The organism is Palleronia sp. THAF1 (assembly GCF_009363795.1).
GTDB lineage: Bacteria > Pseudomonadota > Alphaproteobacteria > Rhodobacterales > Rhodobacteraceae > Palleronia.
Genome location: NZ_CP045420.1, coordinates 1,382,696 through 1,399,642, shown reverse-complemented (window position 1 = coordinate 1,399,642; position 16,947 = coordinate 1,382,696). Strand labels below are relative to the sequence as shown.

Annotated in this window: 18 protein-coding genes; 2 read left to right on the top strand and 16 right to left on the bottom strand. The window is 63.0% G+C overall.

Features of this window, described 5'->3' with window-relative positions:
• Positions 1 to 3 precede the first annotated feature (3 nt).
• Genes FIU81_RS07010 through FIU81_RS07000 form a run of 3 tightly spaced genes read right to left on the bottom strand, consistent with a single transcriptional unit; the run spans position 4 to position 2,545 of the window.
• Complete coding sequence (locus FIU81_RS07010; protein WP_124112845.1) at positions 4 to 693, bottom strand: DUF502 domain-containing protein; 690 nt, start codon at positions 691 to 693, stop codon at positions 4 to 6.
• 41 nt (positions 694 to 734) lie between these two features.
• Positions 735 to 1,670, bottom strand: coding sequence for a pseudouridine-5'-phosphate glycosidase (locus FIU81_RS07005; RefSeq protein WP_124112844.1), 936 nt, complete (start codon positions 1,668 to 1,670; stop codon positions 735 to 737).
• Entirely contained in the window at positions 1,667 to 2,545 is an 879-nt protein-coding gene (locus FIU81_RS07000; protein WP_124112843.1) for a PfkB family carbohydrate kinase, read from the bottom strand. Before FIU81_RS07000 ends, FIU81_RS07005 begins: the two co-directional genes overlap by 4 nt.
• Before the next feature lie 226 nt (positions 2,546 to 2,771).
• Here FIU81_RS07000 and rpsB point away from each other — a divergent pair, with 226 nt between their 5' ends.
• The gene (gene rpsB, locus FIU81_RS06995; protein ID WP_124112842.1) at positions 2,772 to 3,638 is read left to right on the top strand and encodes a 30S ribosomal protein S2; all 867 of its coding nucleotides are present in this window, start codon (positions 2,772 to 2,774) and stop codon (positions 3,636 to 3,638) included.
• An 81-nt stretch (positions 3,639 to 3,719) separates the two neighbouring features.
• Positions 3,720 to 4,595 carry a translation elongation factor Ts gene (gene tsf / locus FIU81_RS06990; protein ID WP_124112841.1) on the top strand — a complete coding sequence of 292 codons (876 nt, stop codon included), beginning with the start codon at positions 3,720 to 3,722 and terminating at the stop codon, positions 4,593 to 4,595.
• Between the two features lie 72 nt (positions 4,596 to 4,667).
• Here tsf and aroQ read toward each other — a convergent pair whose 3' ends face one another.
• The 13 genes from aroQ to FIU81_RS06925 form a co-directional block, all read right to left on the bottom strand.
• On the bottom strand, positions 4,668 to 5,102 hold the full coding sequence (gene aroQ, locus FIU81_RS06985) for a type II 3-dehydroquinate dehydratase (RefSeq protein WP_124112916.1): 435 nt from the start codon (positions 5,100 to 5,102) through the stop codon (positions 4,668 to 4,670).
• 142 nt (positions 5,103 to 5,244) lie between these two features.
• Positions 5,245 to 6,330 (bottom strand): AI-2E family transporter, encoded by a 1,086-nt coding sequence (locus tag FIU81_RS06980; RefSeq protein WP_124112840.1) that lies wholly within the window; start codon positions 6,328 to 6,330, stop codon positions 5,245 to 5,247.
• Between the two features lie 38 nt (positions 6,331 to 6,368).
• A complete protein-coding gene (gene phoB / locus FIU81_RS06975) occupies positions 6,369 to 7,055 on the bottom strand; it encodes a phosphate regulon transcriptional regulator PhoB (RefSeq protein ID WP_124112839.1) in 687 nt (228 codons plus the stop codon).
• A 5-nt stretch (positions 7,056 to 7,060) separates the two neighbouring features.
• On the bottom strand, positions 7,061 to 7,774 hold the full coding sequence (phoU, locus tag FIU81_RS06970; RefSeq protein ID WP_124112838.1) for a phosphate signaling complex protein PhoU: 714 nt from the start codon (positions 7,772 to 7,774) through the stop codon (positions 7,061 to 7,063).
• A gap of 10 nt (positions 7,775 to 7,784) precedes the next feature.
• Positions 7,785 to 8,546 (bottom strand): phosphate ABC transporter ATP-binding protein PstB, encoded by a 762-nt coding sequence (gene pstB / locus FIU81_RS06965; RefSeq protein ID WP_254696018.1) that lies wholly within the window; start codon positions 8,544 to 8,546, stop codon positions 7,785 to 7,787.
• Between the two features lie 54 nt (positions 8,547 to 8,600).
• On the bottom strand, positions 8,601 to 9,935 hold the full coding sequence (gene pstA / locus FIU81_RS06960; protein WP_124112836.1) for a phosphate ABC transporter permease PstA: 1,335 nt from the start codon (positions 9,933 to 9,935) through the stop codon (positions 8,601 to 8,603).
• Positions 9,932 to 11,392, bottom strand: a complete 1,461-nt coding sequence (pstC, locus tag FIU81_RS06955; protein ID WP_124112835.1) for a phosphate ABC transporter permease subunit PstC — start codon at positions 11,390 to 11,392, stop codon at positions 9,932 to 9,934. The genes pstA and pstC overlap by 4 nt, the downstream gene beginning before the upstream one ends.
• Before the next feature lie 80 nt (positions 11,393 to 11,472).
• A complete protein-coding gene (locus FIU81_RS06950; RefSeq protein WP_124112834.1) occupies positions 11,473 to 12,519 on the bottom strand; it encodes a PstS family phosphate ABC transporter substrate-binding protein in 1,047 nt (348 codons plus the stop codon).
• Positions 12,520 to 12,646: 127 nt separating this feature from the next.
• Complete coding sequence (locus FIU81_RS06945) at positions 12,647 to 13,660, bottom strand: sensor histidine kinase (protein ID WP_124112833.1); 1,014 nt, start codon at positions 13,658 to 13,660, stop codon at positions 12,647 to 12,649.
• A 3-nt stretch (positions 13,661 to 13,663) separates the two neighbouring features.
• The gene (locus FIU81_RS06940; RefSeq protein ID WP_254696050.1) at positions 13,664 to 14,812 is read right to left on the bottom strand and encodes a trans-sulfuration enzyme family protein; all 1,149 of its coding nucleotides are present in this window, start codon (positions 14,810 to 14,812) and stop codon (positions 13,664 to 13,666) included.
• A gap of 89 nt (positions 14,813 to 14,901) precedes the next feature.
• Positions 14,902 to 15,423, bottom strand: coding sequence for a gamma carbonic anhydrase family protein (locus FIU81_RS06935; protein WP_124112831.1), 522 nt, complete (start codon positions 15,421 to 15,423; stop codon positions 14,902 to 14,904).
• Positions 15,420 to 16,064 (bottom strand): guanylate kinase, encoded by a 645-nt coding sequence (gene gmk, locus FIU81_RS06930; RefSeq protein WP_124112830.1) that lies wholly within the window; start codon positions 16,062 to 16,064, stop codon positions 15,420 to 15,422. Before gmk ends, FIU81_RS06935 begins: the two co-directional genes overlap by 4 nt.
• Positions 16,065 to 16,068: 4 nt before the next feature.
• On the bottom strand, positions 16,069 to 16,947 hold the full coding sequence (locus FIU81_RS06925; RefSeq protein WP_124112829.1) for a YicC/YloC family endoribonuclease: 879 nt from the start codon (positions 16,945 to 16,947) through the stop codon (positions 16,069 to 16,071).

Sequence of the window (16,947 nt, the reverse complement as noted above, 5' to 3'; positions counted from 1 at the left end):
CGGCTACTCTGCCGCGATCTTGTCCTTCGGAACGCTGGGGTCCTTCTCGTTCGGATAGACCAGCCCGGCCGAGATCACCAACTTCGCCGCATCCTCTACCGACATCTCCAGCTCGATCAATTCCGACATCGGCACGAACAACAGAAATCCAGATGTGGGATTCGGCGTCGTGGGAAGGAATACGGCTGCCTTGCCGTCGTGGGTTGGGATGGCGTCCGCGATCTCTCCCTTCGCGCCCGTGGATACGAAGGCGATAGCCCAGATGCCCTTGCGCGGATACTCGATCAGGACCGCCTTGTCGAAATTCGAATCCGACTGCGCGAAGACCGTCTCGGCGATCTGCTTGATGCCCGAATAAACCGTTCGCACGATCGGCGTGCGATTCACAAGGTTCTCTCCGACGCGTAGCACCCAGCGACCGATGTACCCCTTCGCCAGCCAGCCGATCACGACGGTGAAGACGAAGAAGAAGATCACGCCCACGCCGCGCAGGTTGATTCCGATGTATTGCTCCGGCTTGAAACGGTTGGGCACGAAAGGCAGCACGAAACCATCGACCCAGCCGATCACCGACCAGATCAGCCAGATCGTCAGGCCGATGGGCGCGATGACGACCAGTCCCGTCAGGAAGTTCGCCCGGAGACGGGCGAAGGGACGGGCGCGGCGTGGCTTGGGATCGGGGTTCAGGCTCATGGCGTGTAGATAGGCCGGGCCGGACCCATGGGCAACGCGCCTTATGCCTGTCGTGCCACTTGCGCACGGATCGCGCTGATCTCATGGGCGATCCCGGCGGCCAGACGTGCATTGTTCAGCACCAGAGCGATATTCGCTTGCAGCGATGCCCCATCCGTCAGCTCGAAAATCCGCGCCAGCAGGAAGGGCGTGACCGATTTGGCGGCGATGCCCTGCGCGGCTGCCTCTGCAAGTGCCTGCTCTATGACCGGGGCCAGAACGTCGGCGGCAATCTCGTCTGTCTGCGGGATGGGGTTGGCGATCAACTGACCACCCGGCACACCCATGGCCCCGCGCATGACATGCGACGCGGCGATATCGCCAGCCGTGTCCAGGCGCAGGGGCGCGGGATAGGGAGAGTGGCGCGACCAGAAGGCCGGCAGGTCGTCTTGGCCCACCGCGATGACTGGCACGCCGAGCGTTTCCAGCACCTCCCACGTCTTCGGCAGGTCAAGGATCGCCTTCGCCCCGGCCGCGACCACCGTCACATGCGTCTGCGCCAGTTCCTGCAGATCGGCGGACACGTCGAACGACAGCTCTGCGCCGCGATGAACGCCGCCGATGCCGCCCGTGGCAAAGGTTTCAATTCCCGCAAGACGCGCGGCAATCATCGTGGCGGCAACGGTGGTCGCCCCGGTGCCCCCGGTCGCGATGCAAACGGGCAGGTCGGCGCGGCTGAGCTTCGACACATCCTCGGCCTGCGCCAAAGCTTCCAGCCGCGCTTCGTCCAGCCCGACGTGCAACGTGCCGTCGATCACCGCGATGGTGGCGGGCGTTGCGCCGTACGCGCGTATTTCGCCCTCGACGGCGCGCGCCATTTCGACGTTCTGCGGCCACGGCATTCCGTGCGTTATGATTGTGGACTCCAACGCGACCACCGGATCGCCCGCCTGCAATGCGGAGCGCACCTCGTCTGTCAGCTCCATCGGTCCGTTCATTGGCTTACATCTCCAGAAACATATTGCGCTGCGGCCCGAAGACCGGCCTCCAACGCCATCTCGGCCGTCGCACCGCGCGTTTCAGCGGCGATATGCGCGGCCATGAAGGTGTCGCCCGCGCCCGTCACCCGCGTGACCATGACCTCAGGCGGCGTCGCGGTCAGTACCCGCCCGCCGGACGCCATGGCGGCATCCGCACCACCGTCTGTGACCAACACCCGCGCGGCGCCGCGACGGCCCAATTCTTCCGCCCCCTCGGCGGCTGTCCGAACCGGAGTGCCCAGTAAAAGCCCTGCTTCCTCACGGTTCAGGTAGAAGGTCGCGCCCGGCACACCGAGCAGTGGCGCCAGCCGCAACGCCTTGCCGGGCGAGGCGGGCGCCACGCGCAGATCGGCGCGGCCCAGCCACGGCCCCGAAGCGATCTCGGACAACAGTGTTTCGGACAGGTTTCCATCCAACGCCGCGATCCCCGTGAAATCGCCCGACGCAACACGCCCATCCACCAGCGGCTCCAAGATCTTCGCGCCAGCGCGTTCCAGCGAATGCGCATCCGCTATGGCCGCGATCAGACCATTGCCGCCCTCGATCGCCATATAAGTGTCGGTCGGAAGATCGTCGGACACATAGACATGCGCCACGTTTATGCCGCGCCGCGCGGCATCCGCCAGCAGCGTCTCGCCCTCCACATCGCGCCCCACAGCGGACAACAACGCACAATCCACCCCCATGCGCCGCAGACCCATGGCGATGTTCAGCGCCACGCCGCCCGGAATGCGCACGATATGCCCCGGCACATCCGCGCCAAGCGCCATATGCGCCGGCGTGCGTCCCACCACGTCCCACAGGACCGATCCGATACAAAGAATGCGCGTCATGGCCGACTGATTGGGGCAGGGGGCGCGGCAGGGCAAGGCCCCCTTTCTTTGTTTTCACAAATACTCATGGCCGAACGCTTGCAACCGCCGCGCAACAGGCGTAATGGCGCGAGCACTTCACAGGCGTGGTCCGGGCGGTCGGGGGAGACATCCCCGTTCGTCCACCGGTTCGGGCAATCCCGTTCAAGACCGCGCCGAGGATTGAAACCGGAAAAGGAATACAACGATGGCTCTTCCCGAGTTTTCGCTGCGCCAGCTTCTTGAAGCGGGCGTGCACTTTGGTCACCAGACCCAACGCTGGAATCCCCGTATGGGCCAGTACATCTACGGTGACCGCAACGGCATCCACATTCTTGACCTGACGCAGACCGTCCCCATGCTGGACCAGGCGCTGCAGGTCATCCGCGACACCGTCGCGAAGAACGGCCGCATCCTGTTCGTCGGCACCAAGCGTCAGGCCCAAAAGCCCATCGCCGACGCCGCAGAGCGTTGCGCCCAGTACTACATGAACCACCGCTGGCTGGGCGGCACGCTGACCAACTGGCAGACCGTCTCCAAGTCCATCGCTCGCCTGCGCGAGATCGACGAGAAAATGGCCGAAGGCGCCGGTGGCCTCACCAAGCGTGAGCGTCTGTCGATGGAGCGGGACCAGGCCAAGCTGCAAGCTTCCTTGGGCGGCATCCGCGAAATGGGCGGTGTGCCGGATCTTCTGTTCGTCATCGACGTGAACAAGGAAGACCTCGCCATCCTCGAAGCCAAGAAGCTCGGCATCCCCGTCGTCGCCATCGTCGACACAAACTGCCCGCCCGATGGCATCGACTACGTAATCCCCGGTAACGACGACGCCGCCCGCGCGATCCAGCTGTACTGTGACCTGGCCGCCCGTGCCGCACTTGACGGCATGTCCGCCCAAATGGACGCCGCCGGTGTCGATATGGGTGCGATGGAAGAAGCCCCGGTCGAGGAAGAGATCCTGGAGACGCCCGCCAACGCCGAAGAGACTCTGGACGTCTCGACCGAGGCTGTGTCGGACGACGCTATTGCCAAGGATGCGCCCTACGATCTGGACAACAAGCCCAAGAGCGACGCGTAAGCGTCACGACTCGAGCTTACAGGGGGCGGGCAGGGGCCTGCCCCCAAGATTGACACCTGAATCACACGAGGAGAGCCTGATATGGCGATCACCGCAGCAGACGTGAAAAAGCTCCGCGAATCCACCGGCGCGGGCATGATGGACGCCAAGAAGGCGCTGACAGAGAACGACGGCGACATGGACAAGGCCGTTGACTGGCTGCGCACCAAGGGCCTCGCCAAAGCCGCCAAGAAGTCTGACCGCACCGCGGCCGAGGGCCTCGTGGCCGTCAAGGTCGACGGTGGCATGGGCGTCGCGGTCGAAGTGAATTCCGAGACCGACTTCGTTGCCAAGAACGCCGAATTCCAGTCGTTGGTCAGCGGCATCGCCGATGTGGCCGTGACCGTGGACAGCGTCGAGTCACTCGCCGAGGCCGACATGGGTGGCAAGCCCGTGAAGGAAGCCATTACGACCGCCATCGCCAAGATCGGCGAGAACATGACCCTGCGCCGCATGGAAAAGCTGTCCGGTGACAACGTCGTGGCCTACGTCCACAATGCCGCGACCGATGGCATGGGCAAGATCGGCGTTCTGGTGGCCTTCACCGGCGACGACGCAGCGACGGCTCGTCAAATCGCCATGCACGTCGCCGCCGTGAACCCGGCCGCACTGAACGAGAACGATCTGGACCCGGCCATCGTCGAGAAAGAAAAAGCCGTGCAGATGGACATCGCGCGCGAGTCCGGCAAGCCCGAGCAGGTCATCGAGAAGATGATCGAAGGCCGCATGAAGAAATACCTGGCCGAGATCACGCTGGAGAACCAATCCTTCGTCGTGAACCCCGACTTGACCGTCGCTGCCGCCGCGAAAGAAGCCGGCATCACCGTCACCGGCTTCGTGCGCATGGAAGTCGGCGAAGGCATCACGGTCGAGAAGGAAGACTTCGCGGCCGAGGTGGCCAAGGCCGCAAAGGGCTAACACCCGCCAGACCACAAACAGGGAAGGGCGCTCCGGTCGGGGCGCCCTTTTTCATTTGTCATCAGGTCAGGTTCAGCTCAGCAATTTCGCCAACCGGTGCAGCGCGAAGGCGTAGCCCTGCGTGCCGCATCCGGCGATCACAGCGTCGGCGCGCGCCGAAACATGCGAATGATGGCGAAACGCCTCTCGCGCGTGAATGTTCGAGATGTGCACCTCGATCACACGCCCGTCGAAGGCGTTGAGCGCATCCAGGATCGCGATGGACGTATGGGAGTAAGCGCCGGGATTGATGACGATACCATCCGCATCCTGCCGCGCGGCCTGGATCAGATCGACCAATGCGCCTTCGTGGTTCGACTGCTGCGCGTTGATCTCCAAACCCAGTTCGGCGCCCAGCGTTCGACAATCGGCGATCACATCGTCCAGCGTCTCGTGGCCGTAGATGTCGGGTTGGCGCTTGCCCAAGAGGTTCAGGTTCGGACCATTCAGGATCAGGATACGCGGCATTGCAGAGACCTTCATCAGTTGCAGTGCCGTGGTGGCGCGGGGGGGCTGCTTTGGCAAGCCCAACGCTATTCAACAGCGCGCACCCGTTCGAGTTCTATAAGTCCAGTAATCATGATTATGTAAAGCATATGTTCGGTGACAGTTAAGACGCGGCATCTACTTCGTCGCGCAAGTCCCTTCGTGTATTGCTGATTTCGCGGGTCAGTGTCAGCGCCCATAGCAGCAACGGAATGGCGACGAAGCCGCCAATTGGTCCCCATAGCCACAGGAAGAACACCAGCGCCAAGAACACCAGCAACGGGTTCACCTGCATTGTGCGACCGATCGCGGATGGCGTGACGAACTGAGCCTCAACCATGTTCAGCATGAGGAACACAAGCGCCGGAACGACAGAGTAGCCGCCGTCGAACATGACCATGCCTGTCAGCATCAGCGCGCAGAATACGATGGCCGGCCCTAGATACAGAACGAAGTTCAACAGTGCCGTGGCCAAGCCCCACAACAATGCCGACGGCACGCCCACCAGCGTCATCGCAATGACGACGCAGATGCCAAAGCCAAGGTTGACCAGCGTGATCGTCAGGAAGTAACGCGCGACCTCGCGTTCAGCCAACTTCAGGCGACGCGCGGTTTCCTTCTCGCGGCCAACCGGCGCGACGTGCTGTGCGAGCCATGCGTAAATCTCTGACCGTCCCAGCAGGAAGAAGAACAGAACGCCTGCGAAGGTGATCGTCTGGCCCAGCACCGACGGCGCAAGAAACAGCGCGTCGGTTGTGCTGGGCAGCGACATGCCGCCCGACTCACCAGAATCGCCCTCCTCACCGGATGCTCCCTCTGCCGCACCGATGGCCTCCTGCACCTCTTGGCCAGCACTTTCGATGCCCTGCAATGTGGCTTGAAAGCCGTATATGAAGGCGCGCGTTTCCTCTAGAATGACCGGCCACGCCTCGATCAGTCGAATGACCGCCGGGAGAGCCAGACTGGCGACGACGACAATCAATAGCAGCGTCAGGATCAGGCCGATCAGCGCCGACAGGAAGCGCGGCACGCCCAGGCGCTCGCAGGTGTCTGACAGCGGTGACAAAACCACACCGAACACCAGAGCAAGGACTGTGGGCGCAAAAACGAACTCTGCAATATAAAGCGCCCAGCACGTGATCACGATGCCGCCGATCACAAGAGAGATGTGCGCGGCGCCGCGCAGGCGTTTCGTTTGCTCTGTTTCCATGCTTCACGAACGCGTCAAGTCGCCGCGATGTTCCGGCGTTACCCGATGCTATATCCCGCGCCCCGCACGGTGCGGATCGGATCGGGCATTGCGGGCACGCCAAGGGCTTTGCGCAGCCGCCCCACATGTACATCGACCGTGCGACTGTCCACGTAGATGTCCCTGCCCCACACCCGATCCAACAGCTTCTCGCGCGACCAGACGCGACCGGGCTTTTCCATCAACGTGGCCAGCAAGCGAAACTCTGTCGGACCCAGCTTCAACTCGGTGCTTTCGCGGAATGCACGATGCGTTTCGGGATCAAGACGGATGCCGTCGAACTCCAACACTTCACCAACGGTCACCGGCCGACTGCGGCGCAGTTGCGCGCGCACCCGCGCCATCAGTTCGGCGACGGAATATGGCTTGGTGACATAGTCATCGGCGCCAGTTTCCAGTCCGCGCACGCGGTCGGTTTCTTCCGTCCGGGCAGACAGCATGATGATGGGGACGGACTTCGCATCACCGCGCCGCTTGAGCTGGCGACAGATTTCGATTCCCGACACGCCGGGCAGCATCCAGTCCAGCACCACGATATCCGGCGCAGTTTCAGCGAACATCGTCAGCGCTTCGTCACCTGTTTCGGCACGACTGACCGCGAACCCTTCGGCCTCAAGATTGTAGGCGAGGATCTCACGTTGAGAGGCCTCATCCTCGACGATCAACACATGCGGCGCAGGCGCCATGCCCCCTACTCCTTCATGCCTTCCAGCGATGTGCGATCCGCCTTAGGCCGCGGTTCATCGGGTACCGCACCCTCGACCGAGTAGATCACCTGATCGGCAATGGAAGTGACGTGATCGCCCATCCGCTCGATGTTCTTGGCGATGAAATGCAGGTGCATGCAGGCGGTGATGTTGCGCGGGTCTTCCATCATGAAGGTCAGAAATTCACGGAAGATGGCGGTATACATCTGGTCGACGTCTTCGTCGCGGGCGCGGACAGTTCGGGCCAGGTCGGCGTCGCGCTGGATGTAGGCGTCCAGCACGTCGTGCAGCATGGCTTCCACTTCGCGAGCCATGCGGCGGATTGACTGCGGTGCCCCGTCGATCGTTGGCAGCGTGACCAGAACGCCCGTCCGCTTGGCCAAGTTCTTCGCGTAGTCCCCGATACGCTCCAGATTGGTGCCGATCTTGATGACCGACAGCACCAGTCGCATGTCGCTGGCAATCGGCGCGCGCACGGCGACGATGCGGGCGGCCTCTTCGTTGACCTGCTCTTCCAGCGCGTCGATCCGCTTATCCGCATCGCGCACTGACATTGCCAGTTCCTCGTCGCGGGTTTCCAGAGAGCGCGCGGCATCGGCGATGGCGGCCTCGACCAGACCGCCCATCTTCATCACCGTGGCCTGCAACGACTCAAGATCGCGGTCGAAGGACGATACGATGTGTTGACCTTCATTCATGGAAATCTCCTCAGCCGATCCGGCCGGTAATGTAACGTTCGGTCCGCGGGTCCTGCGGATTGGTGAAAATGTCGTCTGTCTCGCCGTATTCCACCATATCGCCCAGGTGGAAAAATGCCGTCTTCTGGCTGACGCGGGCGGCTTGCTGCATCGAGTGTGTCACGATGACGACCGAATAACTGCCGCGCAACTCGTCGATCAGCTCTTCGACCTGGCTGGTGGCGATGGGGTCAAGCGCCGAGCATGGCTCGTCCATCAACAGAACTTCGGGGCTGGTCGCCACGGCGCGGGCAATACACAGGCGCTGTTGCTGACCGCCCGACAGACCTGTGCCGGACGCATCCAGACGGTCCTTTACCTCGTCCCAGATGGCAGCACGACGCAGAGAGGTCTCGACGATCTCGTCCAGCTCTTCCTTGTTCTTGGCAAGGCCGTGAATCTTGGGGCCGTAGGCTACGTTATCGTAGATCGACTTCGGGAACGGGTTCGGCTTTTGAAACACCATCCCGACCTTGGCGCGTAGTTGCACGGGGTCGATCCGGTCGTCGTAGATGTCTTGACCGTCAATCTTGATCAGCCCTTCGATGCGGGCGATGTCGATCGTGTCGTTCATCCGGTTCAGGCACCGCAAAAAGGTGGATTTGCCGCAACCCGACGGCCCGATGAAGGACGTGACCGTCTTGTCCTTGATCTCGATATTCACGTCTTTGATGGCGTGGTTCTGACCGTAGTAGACATCTACGCTTTCGGTCTTGATTTTCACATCGTTCATTGTGGTTGCTCTTTCTTCCGCGTGCATGTCCTTCATCGGTGTCTCCTTTCGGGATTACCAGCGGCGCTCGAAGCGGCGGCGTAGCAAGATTGCGGTAATGTTCATGATGGCAAGGAAGACCAACAGCACGATGATCGCTCCGCTGGCGCGTTCGGCGAAGGCCGGATCGGCGCGCTGTGTCCAGTTGTAGACCTGCACGGGCAAGGCCGTCGCCGGATCGAAGAAGCCTTCGGGCGGTGCGTCCGGGTATTCGGTGACGAAGGCCACCATGCCGATCAGCAGAAGCGGCGCGGTTTCGCCCAAGGCTTGCGCCAGCCCGATGATCGTGCCGGTCAGGATACCGGGACCGGCCAGCGGCAGAACGTGGTGGAACACCGATTGCATCTTTGATGCTCCTACCCCCAGCGCCGCATCCCGGATCGACGGCGGCACCGATTTTAGCGATGCGCGGGTTGAGATGATGATCGTGGGCAGGGTCATAAGTGTCAGCACAAGGCCACCCACGACAGGCGCGGATTGCGGCAGTCCGGCGAAGTTGATGAAGATCGCAAGGCCAAGGATGCCGAACACGATGGAGGGCACCGCGGCGAGGTTCGAGATGTTGACCTCGATGATATCCGTCAGCCGGTTCGTGGGCGCGAACTCTTCCAGATAGATCGACGCGGCGACCCCGATCGGAAGAGCCAAGGCCAGCACGATCAGCATCATGTAAGCGGAACCGATGATGGCCACCCCAAGGCCCGCTGACTCCGCCCGGGTGTCGGATGCATCGGGGCCGGTGATGAAGGCCCTGTTGAACGACCGTCCCAGCGCGCCCTCGTCCTGCAAGGCGTCCGCAAGTTGCAACTGCTCGACCGAAATCTGGCTGTCGCGGGACGCCGTTTCCATCGTCACAGCGCCTTTGTAGTATTGGTCGACCCGGCTGGTGGCGTAGAATGTGAACGTCTCTGTCGTGCCGATCCGATCGGGATTGGCCAGCACAAAGCGGCGCACCTGTGCAGCGGCAGAACCGGAAATGATGTCTTCGGGGTTGGTCAGCCCTTCGATGTCGATGCCCAGCTCTTCGATCTTGTTCGTCATCGCGTCTTCGATCAGGCCGGCATAGCCGAAGGTGATAACCCTACGAATATCCTCCAGATTGCGATTGCCAGCGGGATCCAGCGTTTGCTCGGTCAGCGGCACGTCAAGGGTCAGTGTCGCCTGCCAGAAGGCCGGCAGACCGCGATAGAAGATAGAGGCCAGCAGAAGCACCAGCGCCAGCAGGCCGATGCAGATCGCGCCCAGACCGTAGGCCTTGAACCGGGCCTCTGCCGCATTGCGCTTTTTGGTGCGGGTGTCGGGTTCCAGCAGCGTGGTAGAGGTGCCGCGGCTGTCAGGAATATCGGTCATTCATATTGCTCCCGGTAGCGGCGCACAATGATCAGGGCGAGAACGTTTAGCCCCAGCGTGATGACGAACAGGGTCAAACCCAGGGCGAAGGCGACAAGCGTTTCGGGACTGGCGAAGTTGGTATCGCCCGTCAACTGGCTGACGATTTTGACGGTGACAGTGGTCATCGCTTCGAACGGGTTCAGCGACAGGCGTGCCGCGGCCCCTGCCCCCAGCACGACGATCATGGTCTCACCGATAGCGCGCGATGCGGCCAGCAGGACCGCGCCCACGATGCCGGGCAGCGCTGCGGGCACGACGACCTGACGGATCGTTTCGGCTTTCGTGGCGCCCAGCCCCAGAGAACCGTCGCGCATGGATTGCGGCACGGCAGAGATGATATCGTCCGACAAGGAAGATACGAAGGGGATCAGCATGATGCCCATCACAAGACCGGCGGTCATCACCGACGATCCGGACGATCCCAGCCCCAGCGGCTGTGCGAAGTAGTCGCGCAGCATCGGGCCGACGACGAGCAAGGCGAAGAGGCCGTACACGATGGTGGGGATGCCCGCCAGAACCTCGATCAACGGCTTGGCGATCCCGCGCAGGGTGGGGCTGGCGTATTCCGACAGGTAGATGGCCGAGAACAAGCCCACCGGTACGGCCACCAAGAGCGCGATCAGCGAGATATACATCGTGCCCCACAGAAGCGGAATGATGCCCAGGTCAGAGTTGCCGCGGAAGTTCGGCGCCCAGTTGGTGCCGAAGAAGAATTCGGTGATCGGATATTGCCCGAAGAAGTTGATCGTCTCGAACAGCATGGATGCGATGATGCCCACGGTCGTCAGGATCGCGACGGTGGCGGCCAGCATCAGCAACACGCGGATCACGGATTCAACTGTGTTGCGCGCGCGTCCGTCAGCCGAGATACGCGACAGCACAAAGCCGAAACCAGCGGCAGCCAGGGCCAGTACGACGACCGTCATTGCCAATCGGCCAGTATCTTCGGTCAGCCGCATCTGGCGCGCGGCTTCCAGCGTCGCGGGCGACACGTCCGAGCCCAATGCCAGTCCGATGGACCCCAATCGACCGCGGATATCGTCCTCGCCCGCGTTGAGATTGACAATCTCCTGTCGCGTCAGCGCCCCGGTCTGTCGCAGGGTTTGCAGCCCGGCGGCAAGGCGGTTCACGTCCCCCATCACCAAGCCGATGGTGGACCCTTCGGGAATGGCGTCCTCGGGAAAGTCGGCAGCGACCCGGCTTTCGATGAAAATCGGCTGGATCAACAACCAACCAAGCAGCACCAGGAAGGCAGGCACGACAGCGGCCAAAGCAACGCTGGTGCCGTGGTAGTTCGGGCGCGAGTGCAGGCGGCGCGCGTCTCCGTCCACCAGTTGCACAGACCGGCGGCGGCCCAGCACGAAGCCAAGGATCGCAAGGCCGGCCAGAACGATCAGAATAAGTGGGACGGACATCACGACCTCTTGGTTCAGTCGGTCTTCAAAGGGAAGGGCGGCCCGTCGGTGGGGCCGCCCTTCGGTTCACGAGGCTTGGCTTACGAGCCCGAAGACATCGTGGTTTCGTTCGCGATCTTCTCCTGCGTCGCGGCCAGCTCCGGATCCGGCGTCAGGCCGTAGTCGGCGAGCGGACCGCCCTGACCAGCAACCTGATCGGACACGAAGAACGCGGCGTATTCCTTGACGCCGGGGATCACGCCGATGTGGGCCTTCTTGATGTAGAAGTAGAGCGGACGAGACACGGGATACTCACCCGAAGCGATCGTCTCGGTCGAGGGCGACACGCCGCCCATGGTCGCGACCTTCAGAACGCTGGTGTTGTTCTCGTAGAAGGACAGACCGAACACGCCCACGCCGTTGGGATCGCTCTCGATGCGGGCCAGCGTCTCGGTGTAGTCGCCGTCGATGTCCACGGACGCACCGTCGGTGCGGACGGACATGCAGGCGGCTTCGGCGGCATCTTCGTCCATGCCCATGTCGGACATCATGGTTTCCATCGCGCCGGAGTCTTCGCAACCCTGCAGCAAAACCTTCTCTTCGAAGACTTCACGCGTGCCGTGCTTGGTGCCGGGGATGAAGGCCAGGATCTCGGCGTCGGGCAGGCTGTCGTCGACGTCCGTCCAGTTGGTGTTCGGGTTCGCGACCATCTCACCGTCCATCGGGATCTCGGCGGCCAGGGCGTTGTACCACTGCTCGGGCTCGAAAGCAGAGAACTCGGGGCCGTCGGTCTGGCTGGCGAAGACGATGCCGTCATAACCGATGCGCACTTCGATGATGTCGTTCACGCCGTTGGCGGCACAGGTCTCGATCTCGGAGTCACGGATCGCGCGGGAAGCATTCGCGATGTCGATGGTGTTTTCACCCACGCCTTCGCAGAACAGCTTCAGACCGGCGGAAGAACCACCAGACTGGATGACCGGTGTCGGGAATTCGGTCGATTCGCCAAAGGCTTCGGCGACGATGTTGGCGTAGGGCAGCACGGTCGAAGATCCGGCGACCTGCACCTGCTCGCGGCCTTGAGCGGACGCAGCGGTGGCGGCGGCGGCCAGGATGGCGAAGGATGCGGTGGTTTTTGCGAAGGACATGGAAGCTCCTGTCTGTGTCATTCGATTCGGCCCCTTTTCGGTGACCTTGCCGCGTCACTACGCGGGATACAAAACAGTTATGTAACGTGAACGTAACAGATTGATGACAATTACCGCCCTGCCCGCATCAATTCTCGCGCGGCAGGTAAACAGTGAAGACGCTGCCTTCGCCGAGCGTCGAGGCGACCCGAAATCGCCCGCGGTGGCGCGACACGATATGCTTTACGATAGCCAGCCCAAGACCGGTGCCACCCACTTCGCGAGAGCGATGGGTGTCCACGCGGTAGAACCGTTCTGTCAGGCGCGGAACGTGGATTCCGTCGATTCCCGGACCATCATCGATCACATCCACAACCACACCTGAACGGCGCAGATCGGCGATCTGGCTGCGCTCTGCCAGTCGCAGCTCGACCCGCGAGCCGCCATATTTGATCGCGTTCTCCACGAGGTTCGAGAACACCTGCCGCAGCTGATCCGCGTCGCCTTGCACAGTGGCGGGACCGGGTGGATCGAAAACGAGCTTTATTTTCTTTTCCTCAGCCAGGGGCCGCAGAAGAGTAACAACCCCCCTAAGGATCATCGTCACATCCACGTCCTGACGCGGGCGGACCCTTTCTTCGGTCTCGACACGGCTGAGCGACAGAAGGTCCGAGACCAGCCGGTTCATGCGCTGTGCCTCGCGCTCCATGATGCCCAGGAACCGGTCGCGAGCGGCCACATCGTCGCGCGCGGGGCCGCGTAGTGTTTCGATGAAACCGATCAGCGCTGTGAGGGGTGTCTTCAACTCGTGGCTGACGTTCGCCACGAAGTCGCGCCGGATCTGACCGGCTTCCTCTGCGGCCGTGCGGTCTTCGAAGGCCACGACGACACGCGGCCCGGCGCGCTGGACGCTGACGGACCAAGTGGTGTCGGTCTCTTGTCGCCGACCCAGAAACCGCGTCTCGGTCCGCGTTCCATCACGCAGTGCAGCTTCAATCGCATCGGCGACGGCAGGCTGGCGCAGAACGGCCACGTAGTGCCGCCCGATCAAAGCGTCGCCGATCAGCGCGGCCGCGGCCGAGTTTGCAGCCTCGATCCGTTGGGTCGGGCCGATCACCAGCACCGGGCCGGGAAGGGCCGCGATCAGATCGACGGCCAGCATCCCCTACCCCTGCGCCGCCCGGATCGCGGCCTCGAACTCGGCGCACAAAAGCTCCGGCGGCTCCATCCCGACGGACACGCGGAACGACCCTTCGGACAAACCCAGCTCGGCGCGCCCCTCTGGCGTCAGACCACGGTGAGAGGACGTGGCAGGATGGCTAAGCGTCGTGGCCACATCCCCCAGCGTCGGCGCGAAGGCGATGTTGGGTGCGGCGCGGACCAGACGGTTCGCCGCCTCGCGCCCGCCTGCCACTTCGAACGTTACCATATTGCCGTTGCGCCCCTTCAGCAGGGTTTGCGCGCGGGCATGGTCGGGATGATCCGCACGACCGGGATACAGCACCTTGGTGACGCCCGGCAGATCGGCGATGTGATCGGCCAATAGCGCGGCGCTCGCCTCTGCCCGGTCATAGCGCATTTCGAACGTGAAGATACCGCGCTCGGCCAGCCAGCAGTCGAAGGGGCTGGCCGTCAGACCCAGCGTAACGGCAAAAACGCGCATCCGCTCATTCAGGGCAGGATCGGTGGCGCAAACATAGCCCAGTGTCGCGTCGGAATGGCCCGCCAGCAGCTTGGTGACCGAGTGGATCACAATATCCGCACCGTGCCTCGCGGGCCGGATGCCGCGCGGGGTGGTGAAGGTGTTGTCCACCACCAGCAAGATGCCCGCCTCTTTCGCGACAGCCGCGATGCCGTCGATATCGGCAATGCGCAGCGTAGGGTTCGACACGACCTCGACGAGGATCAACTTGGTCTCCGGCCGGATCGCTGCCTTCACCGCGGCCGCATTTGTGGGATCGACGCGGGTGGTCGCCACGCCCATGCGCGGCAACTCGTCCGTCATCATCCGCAGGCTGCGCCCGTACAGCTGGTCGCCGCCGATGACGTGATCGCCCGCCTCCACAAGCCCCATAATCGCGCAAGAGACTGCCGCCATACCGGAGCCGGTGGCGATACCGCCCGAAAGGCCCTCCAAAGCGTCCACCTTCGCAGCCAGCAGCGCTGCGTTCGGATGCGCCTCGCGCGCATAGGTGAAGCCAGTTTCGCGGCCTTCGTAGATCGCATCCAGCGCATCGGGGCTTTCGGCTCCGTAGACGACCGAAGGTTGCAACGGCGTACCCACCGCGCGGCCCGTGCCGTCGGGCCACGCCATGCGACGCACGGCGGTCGCAGGTGGCGCGGGATCGGGTGCGGGCAGCGCTTTCGGCGTGTCGCGGCGACCGAAAAACTTGGACAGAACGCTCATGACAGCGCCGTCAGGTCGCGGGCGAAGCGTTCGGCGTTCTTCTGGTAGCTCAGCGCGCTGGCCTTCAGCATCTGGATCGCCTGATCATCCAGCTCTTTCACAACCTTCCCCGGTGCGCCCAGCACCATAGAGCCATCGGGGATCACCTTGCCTTCCGTCACCATGGCCCCTGCCCCGATCAGGCAATTGCGTCCGATCTTGGCCCCGTTCAGCACCGTCGCCCCCATGCCGATCAGCGTCTCGTCACCGATGGTGCAGCCATGCAGCATTGCCTTGTGGCCGATGGTGCAATCCGTGCCGATGGTCAACGGATAGCCCATATCGGTGTGCAGCACGCAGTTTTCCTGCACGTTGCTGCCTTCGCCCACCACGATCTCTTCATTGTCGCCGCGCAGGGTCGCGCCGAACCACACGCTCGACCGCGCACGTAGAATGACCTTACCGATGACGTTCGCGTCTGGCGCGACCCACGCCGCGTCGTCCAGCATCGGGGTGTGTCCGCCCAAGTCGTAGATCATGCATAATCCTCGAATTCCGTGTTCAGTTGGCGCACCGCGTCCACCAGCCCCGGCTGCTGCGAAATGCGCAGGCGTTCGGCTTGTATGATAGTGCGCAGGCGCGCTTCGGTCTCGTCCAGATCATCGTTCACCAAAACATAATCGTATTCCGGCCAATGGCTTATCTCGTCCCGGCTTTTGTGCATCCGGGCTTGGATCACCTCGTCACTGTCCTGCCCCCGCTCGCGCAAGCGACGTTCCAGCTCGGCGATCGACGGCGGCAGGATGAACATCGACAGTGTGTGCTTGCCAAGGACCGAGTTGCGGATCTGCTGGCCGCCCTGCCAATCCACGTCGAACAAAACGTCCTGACCCGCGCCGATGGCCTGATCCACCGGGCCGACAGGAGAGCCATACAGGTTTCCGAACACTTCTGCGTGCTCCAGCATCTGGCCACGTTCGACCATACGCTCGAATTCGGTGCGATCGCGGAAGTAGTATTCGCGGCCCTCCTGCTCACCCGTGCGCGGCGCGCGGGTCGTGGCAGACACGGAAAACTTCAGCGACGGGTCCCACGCCATCAGCCGACGTGCGAGCGTCGTCTTACCCGCACCGGAGGGCGAGGAAAGGATGATGAGAAGGCCGCGGCGGGTCTTTGGCACCGGATCACTCCACGTTCTGAACCTGCTCGCGCAACTGATCTATCGCGGTTTTGAGGTCAAGTCCGATGGCCGTCAGAGCGGCGTCTTGGGACTTCGCGCACAGCGTGTTCGCCTCACGATTGAACTCCTGCATCAGGAAGTCGAGCTTGCGTCCCTTGGGTCCTTCGCCGCGGATCAGCTCTTTCGCAGCCTCCACATGGGCGCCAAGACGGTCCAGTTCTTCCGTGACATCCTGTTTCACAGCCAACAGGGCAAGCTCTTGCGCCAATCTCCCTTCGTCGACCGCAATCTCTGGGCTGATGCGCGCGATGGCGGCCCGCAGGGCGTTCCCCTGCCCCGCCGCGCGCTCTGTCGCGGCGGTCGCGGCGCGGGTGGTCAGGTCGGCGATGCGATCCACCTGCCCCATCAGGATGGCGTCCAGCGCCTGTCCTTCTGCCGAGCGGCTGTCGACGAAAGCCGGCATGACTTCTGCATCCAGTTGCGCCAGAAGCGCGTCGCGCAAAGCCGCCTCGGCACTCTCATCCAGCTTCGACGGCGCGCCGCGCATACCCATCAGGTCAATGGCGCGCACGGGCGTCAGCGGGTGCCCCATCTCGGCGGCCATATCCTCGATCGCCGCGATTTGACGGATGGCGGCCTGCACGGCATCCCGGTCCATGCCGCCCTGTGTATCGCGATCCAGTCTTAGCGCACAGGTGACGTTCCCCCGTGACAAGGCGGCCTGAAGACGAGCACGCACCCCGGCCTCGAGCTCGCCGATCCAGTCGGGAAGGCGCAACCGCAGATCAAGGCCCTTGCCGTTGACCGACCGCACCTCCCACGACCAGCTCCAACCGTCGTGCGCCCCGGTGGCACTGGCGAATCCGGTCATCGACTGGGTCAT

Excerpts from the sequence above, each read along its gene's own strand:
- FIU81_RS07010 (WP_124112845.1), bottom strand. The coding sequence starts at position 693 with ATGAGCCTGAACCCCGATCCCAAGCCACGCCGCGCCCGTCCCTTCGCC.
- FIU81_RS07005 (WP_124112844.1), bottom strand. The coding sequence starts at position 1,670 with ATGAACGGACCGATGGAGCTGACAGACGAGGTGCGCTCCGCATTGCAG.
- FIU81_RS07000 (WP_124112843.1), bottom strand. The coding sequence starts at position 2,545 with ATGACGCGCATTCTTTGTATCGGATCGGTCCTGTGGGACGTGGTGGGA.
- rpsB (WP_124112842.1), top strand. The coding sequence starts at position 2,772 with ATGGCTCTTCCCGAGTTTTCGCTGCGCCAGCTTCTTGAAGCGGGCGTG.
- tsf (WP_124112841.1), top strand. The coding sequence starts at position 3,720 with ATGGCGATCACCGCAGCAGACGTGAAAAAGCTCCGCGAATCCACCGGC.
- aroQ (WP_124112916.1), bottom strand. The coding sequence starts at position 5,102 with ATGCCGCGTATCCTGATCCTGAATGGTCCGAACCTGAACCTCTTGGGC.
- FIU81_RS06980 (WP_124112840.1), bottom strand. The coding sequence starts at position 6,330 with ATGGAAACAGAGCAAACGAAACGCCTGCGCGGCGCCGCGCACATCTCT.
- phoB (WP_124112839.1), bottom strand. The coding sequence starts at position 7,055 with ATGGCGCCTGCGCCGCATGTGTTGATCGTCGAGGATGAGGCCTCTCAA.
- phoU (WP_124112838.1), bottom strand. The coding sequence starts at position 7,774 with ATGAATGAAGGTCAACACATCGTATCGTCCTTCGACCGCGATCTTGAG.
- pstB (WP_254696018.1), bottom strand. The coding sequence starts at position 8,546 with ATGAACGATGTGAAAATCAAGACCGAAAGCGTAGATGTCTACTACGGT.
- pstA (WP_124112836.1), bottom strand. The coding sequence starts at position 9,935 with ATGACCGATATTCCTGACAGCCGCGGCACCTCTACCACGCTGCTGGAA.
- pstC (WP_124112835.1), bottom strand. The coding sequence starts at position 11,392 with ATGTCCGTCCCACTTATTCTGATCGTTCTGGCCGGCCTTGCGATCCTT.
- FIU81_RS06950 (WP_124112834.1), bottom strand. The coding sequence starts at position 12,519 with ATGTCCTTCGCAAAAACCACCGCATCCTTCGCCATCCTGGCCGCCGCC.
- FIU81_RS06945 (WP_124112833.1), bottom strand. The coding sequence starts at position 13,660 with ATGCTGGCCGTCGATCTGATCGCGGCCCTTCCCGGCCCGGTGCTGGTG.
- FIU81_RS06940 (WP_254696050.1), bottom strand. The coding sequence starts at position 14,812 with ATGGCGTGGCCCGACGGCACGGGCCGCGCGGTGGGTACGCCGTTGCAA.
- FIU81_RS06935 (WP_124112831.1), bottom strand. The coding sequence starts at position 15,423 with ATGATCTACGACTTGGGCGGACACACCCCGATGCTGGACGACGCGGCG.
- FIU81_RS06925 (WP_124112829.1), bottom strand. The coding sequence starts at position 16,947 with ATGACCCAGTCGATGACCGGATTCGCCAGTGCCACCGGGGCGCACGAC.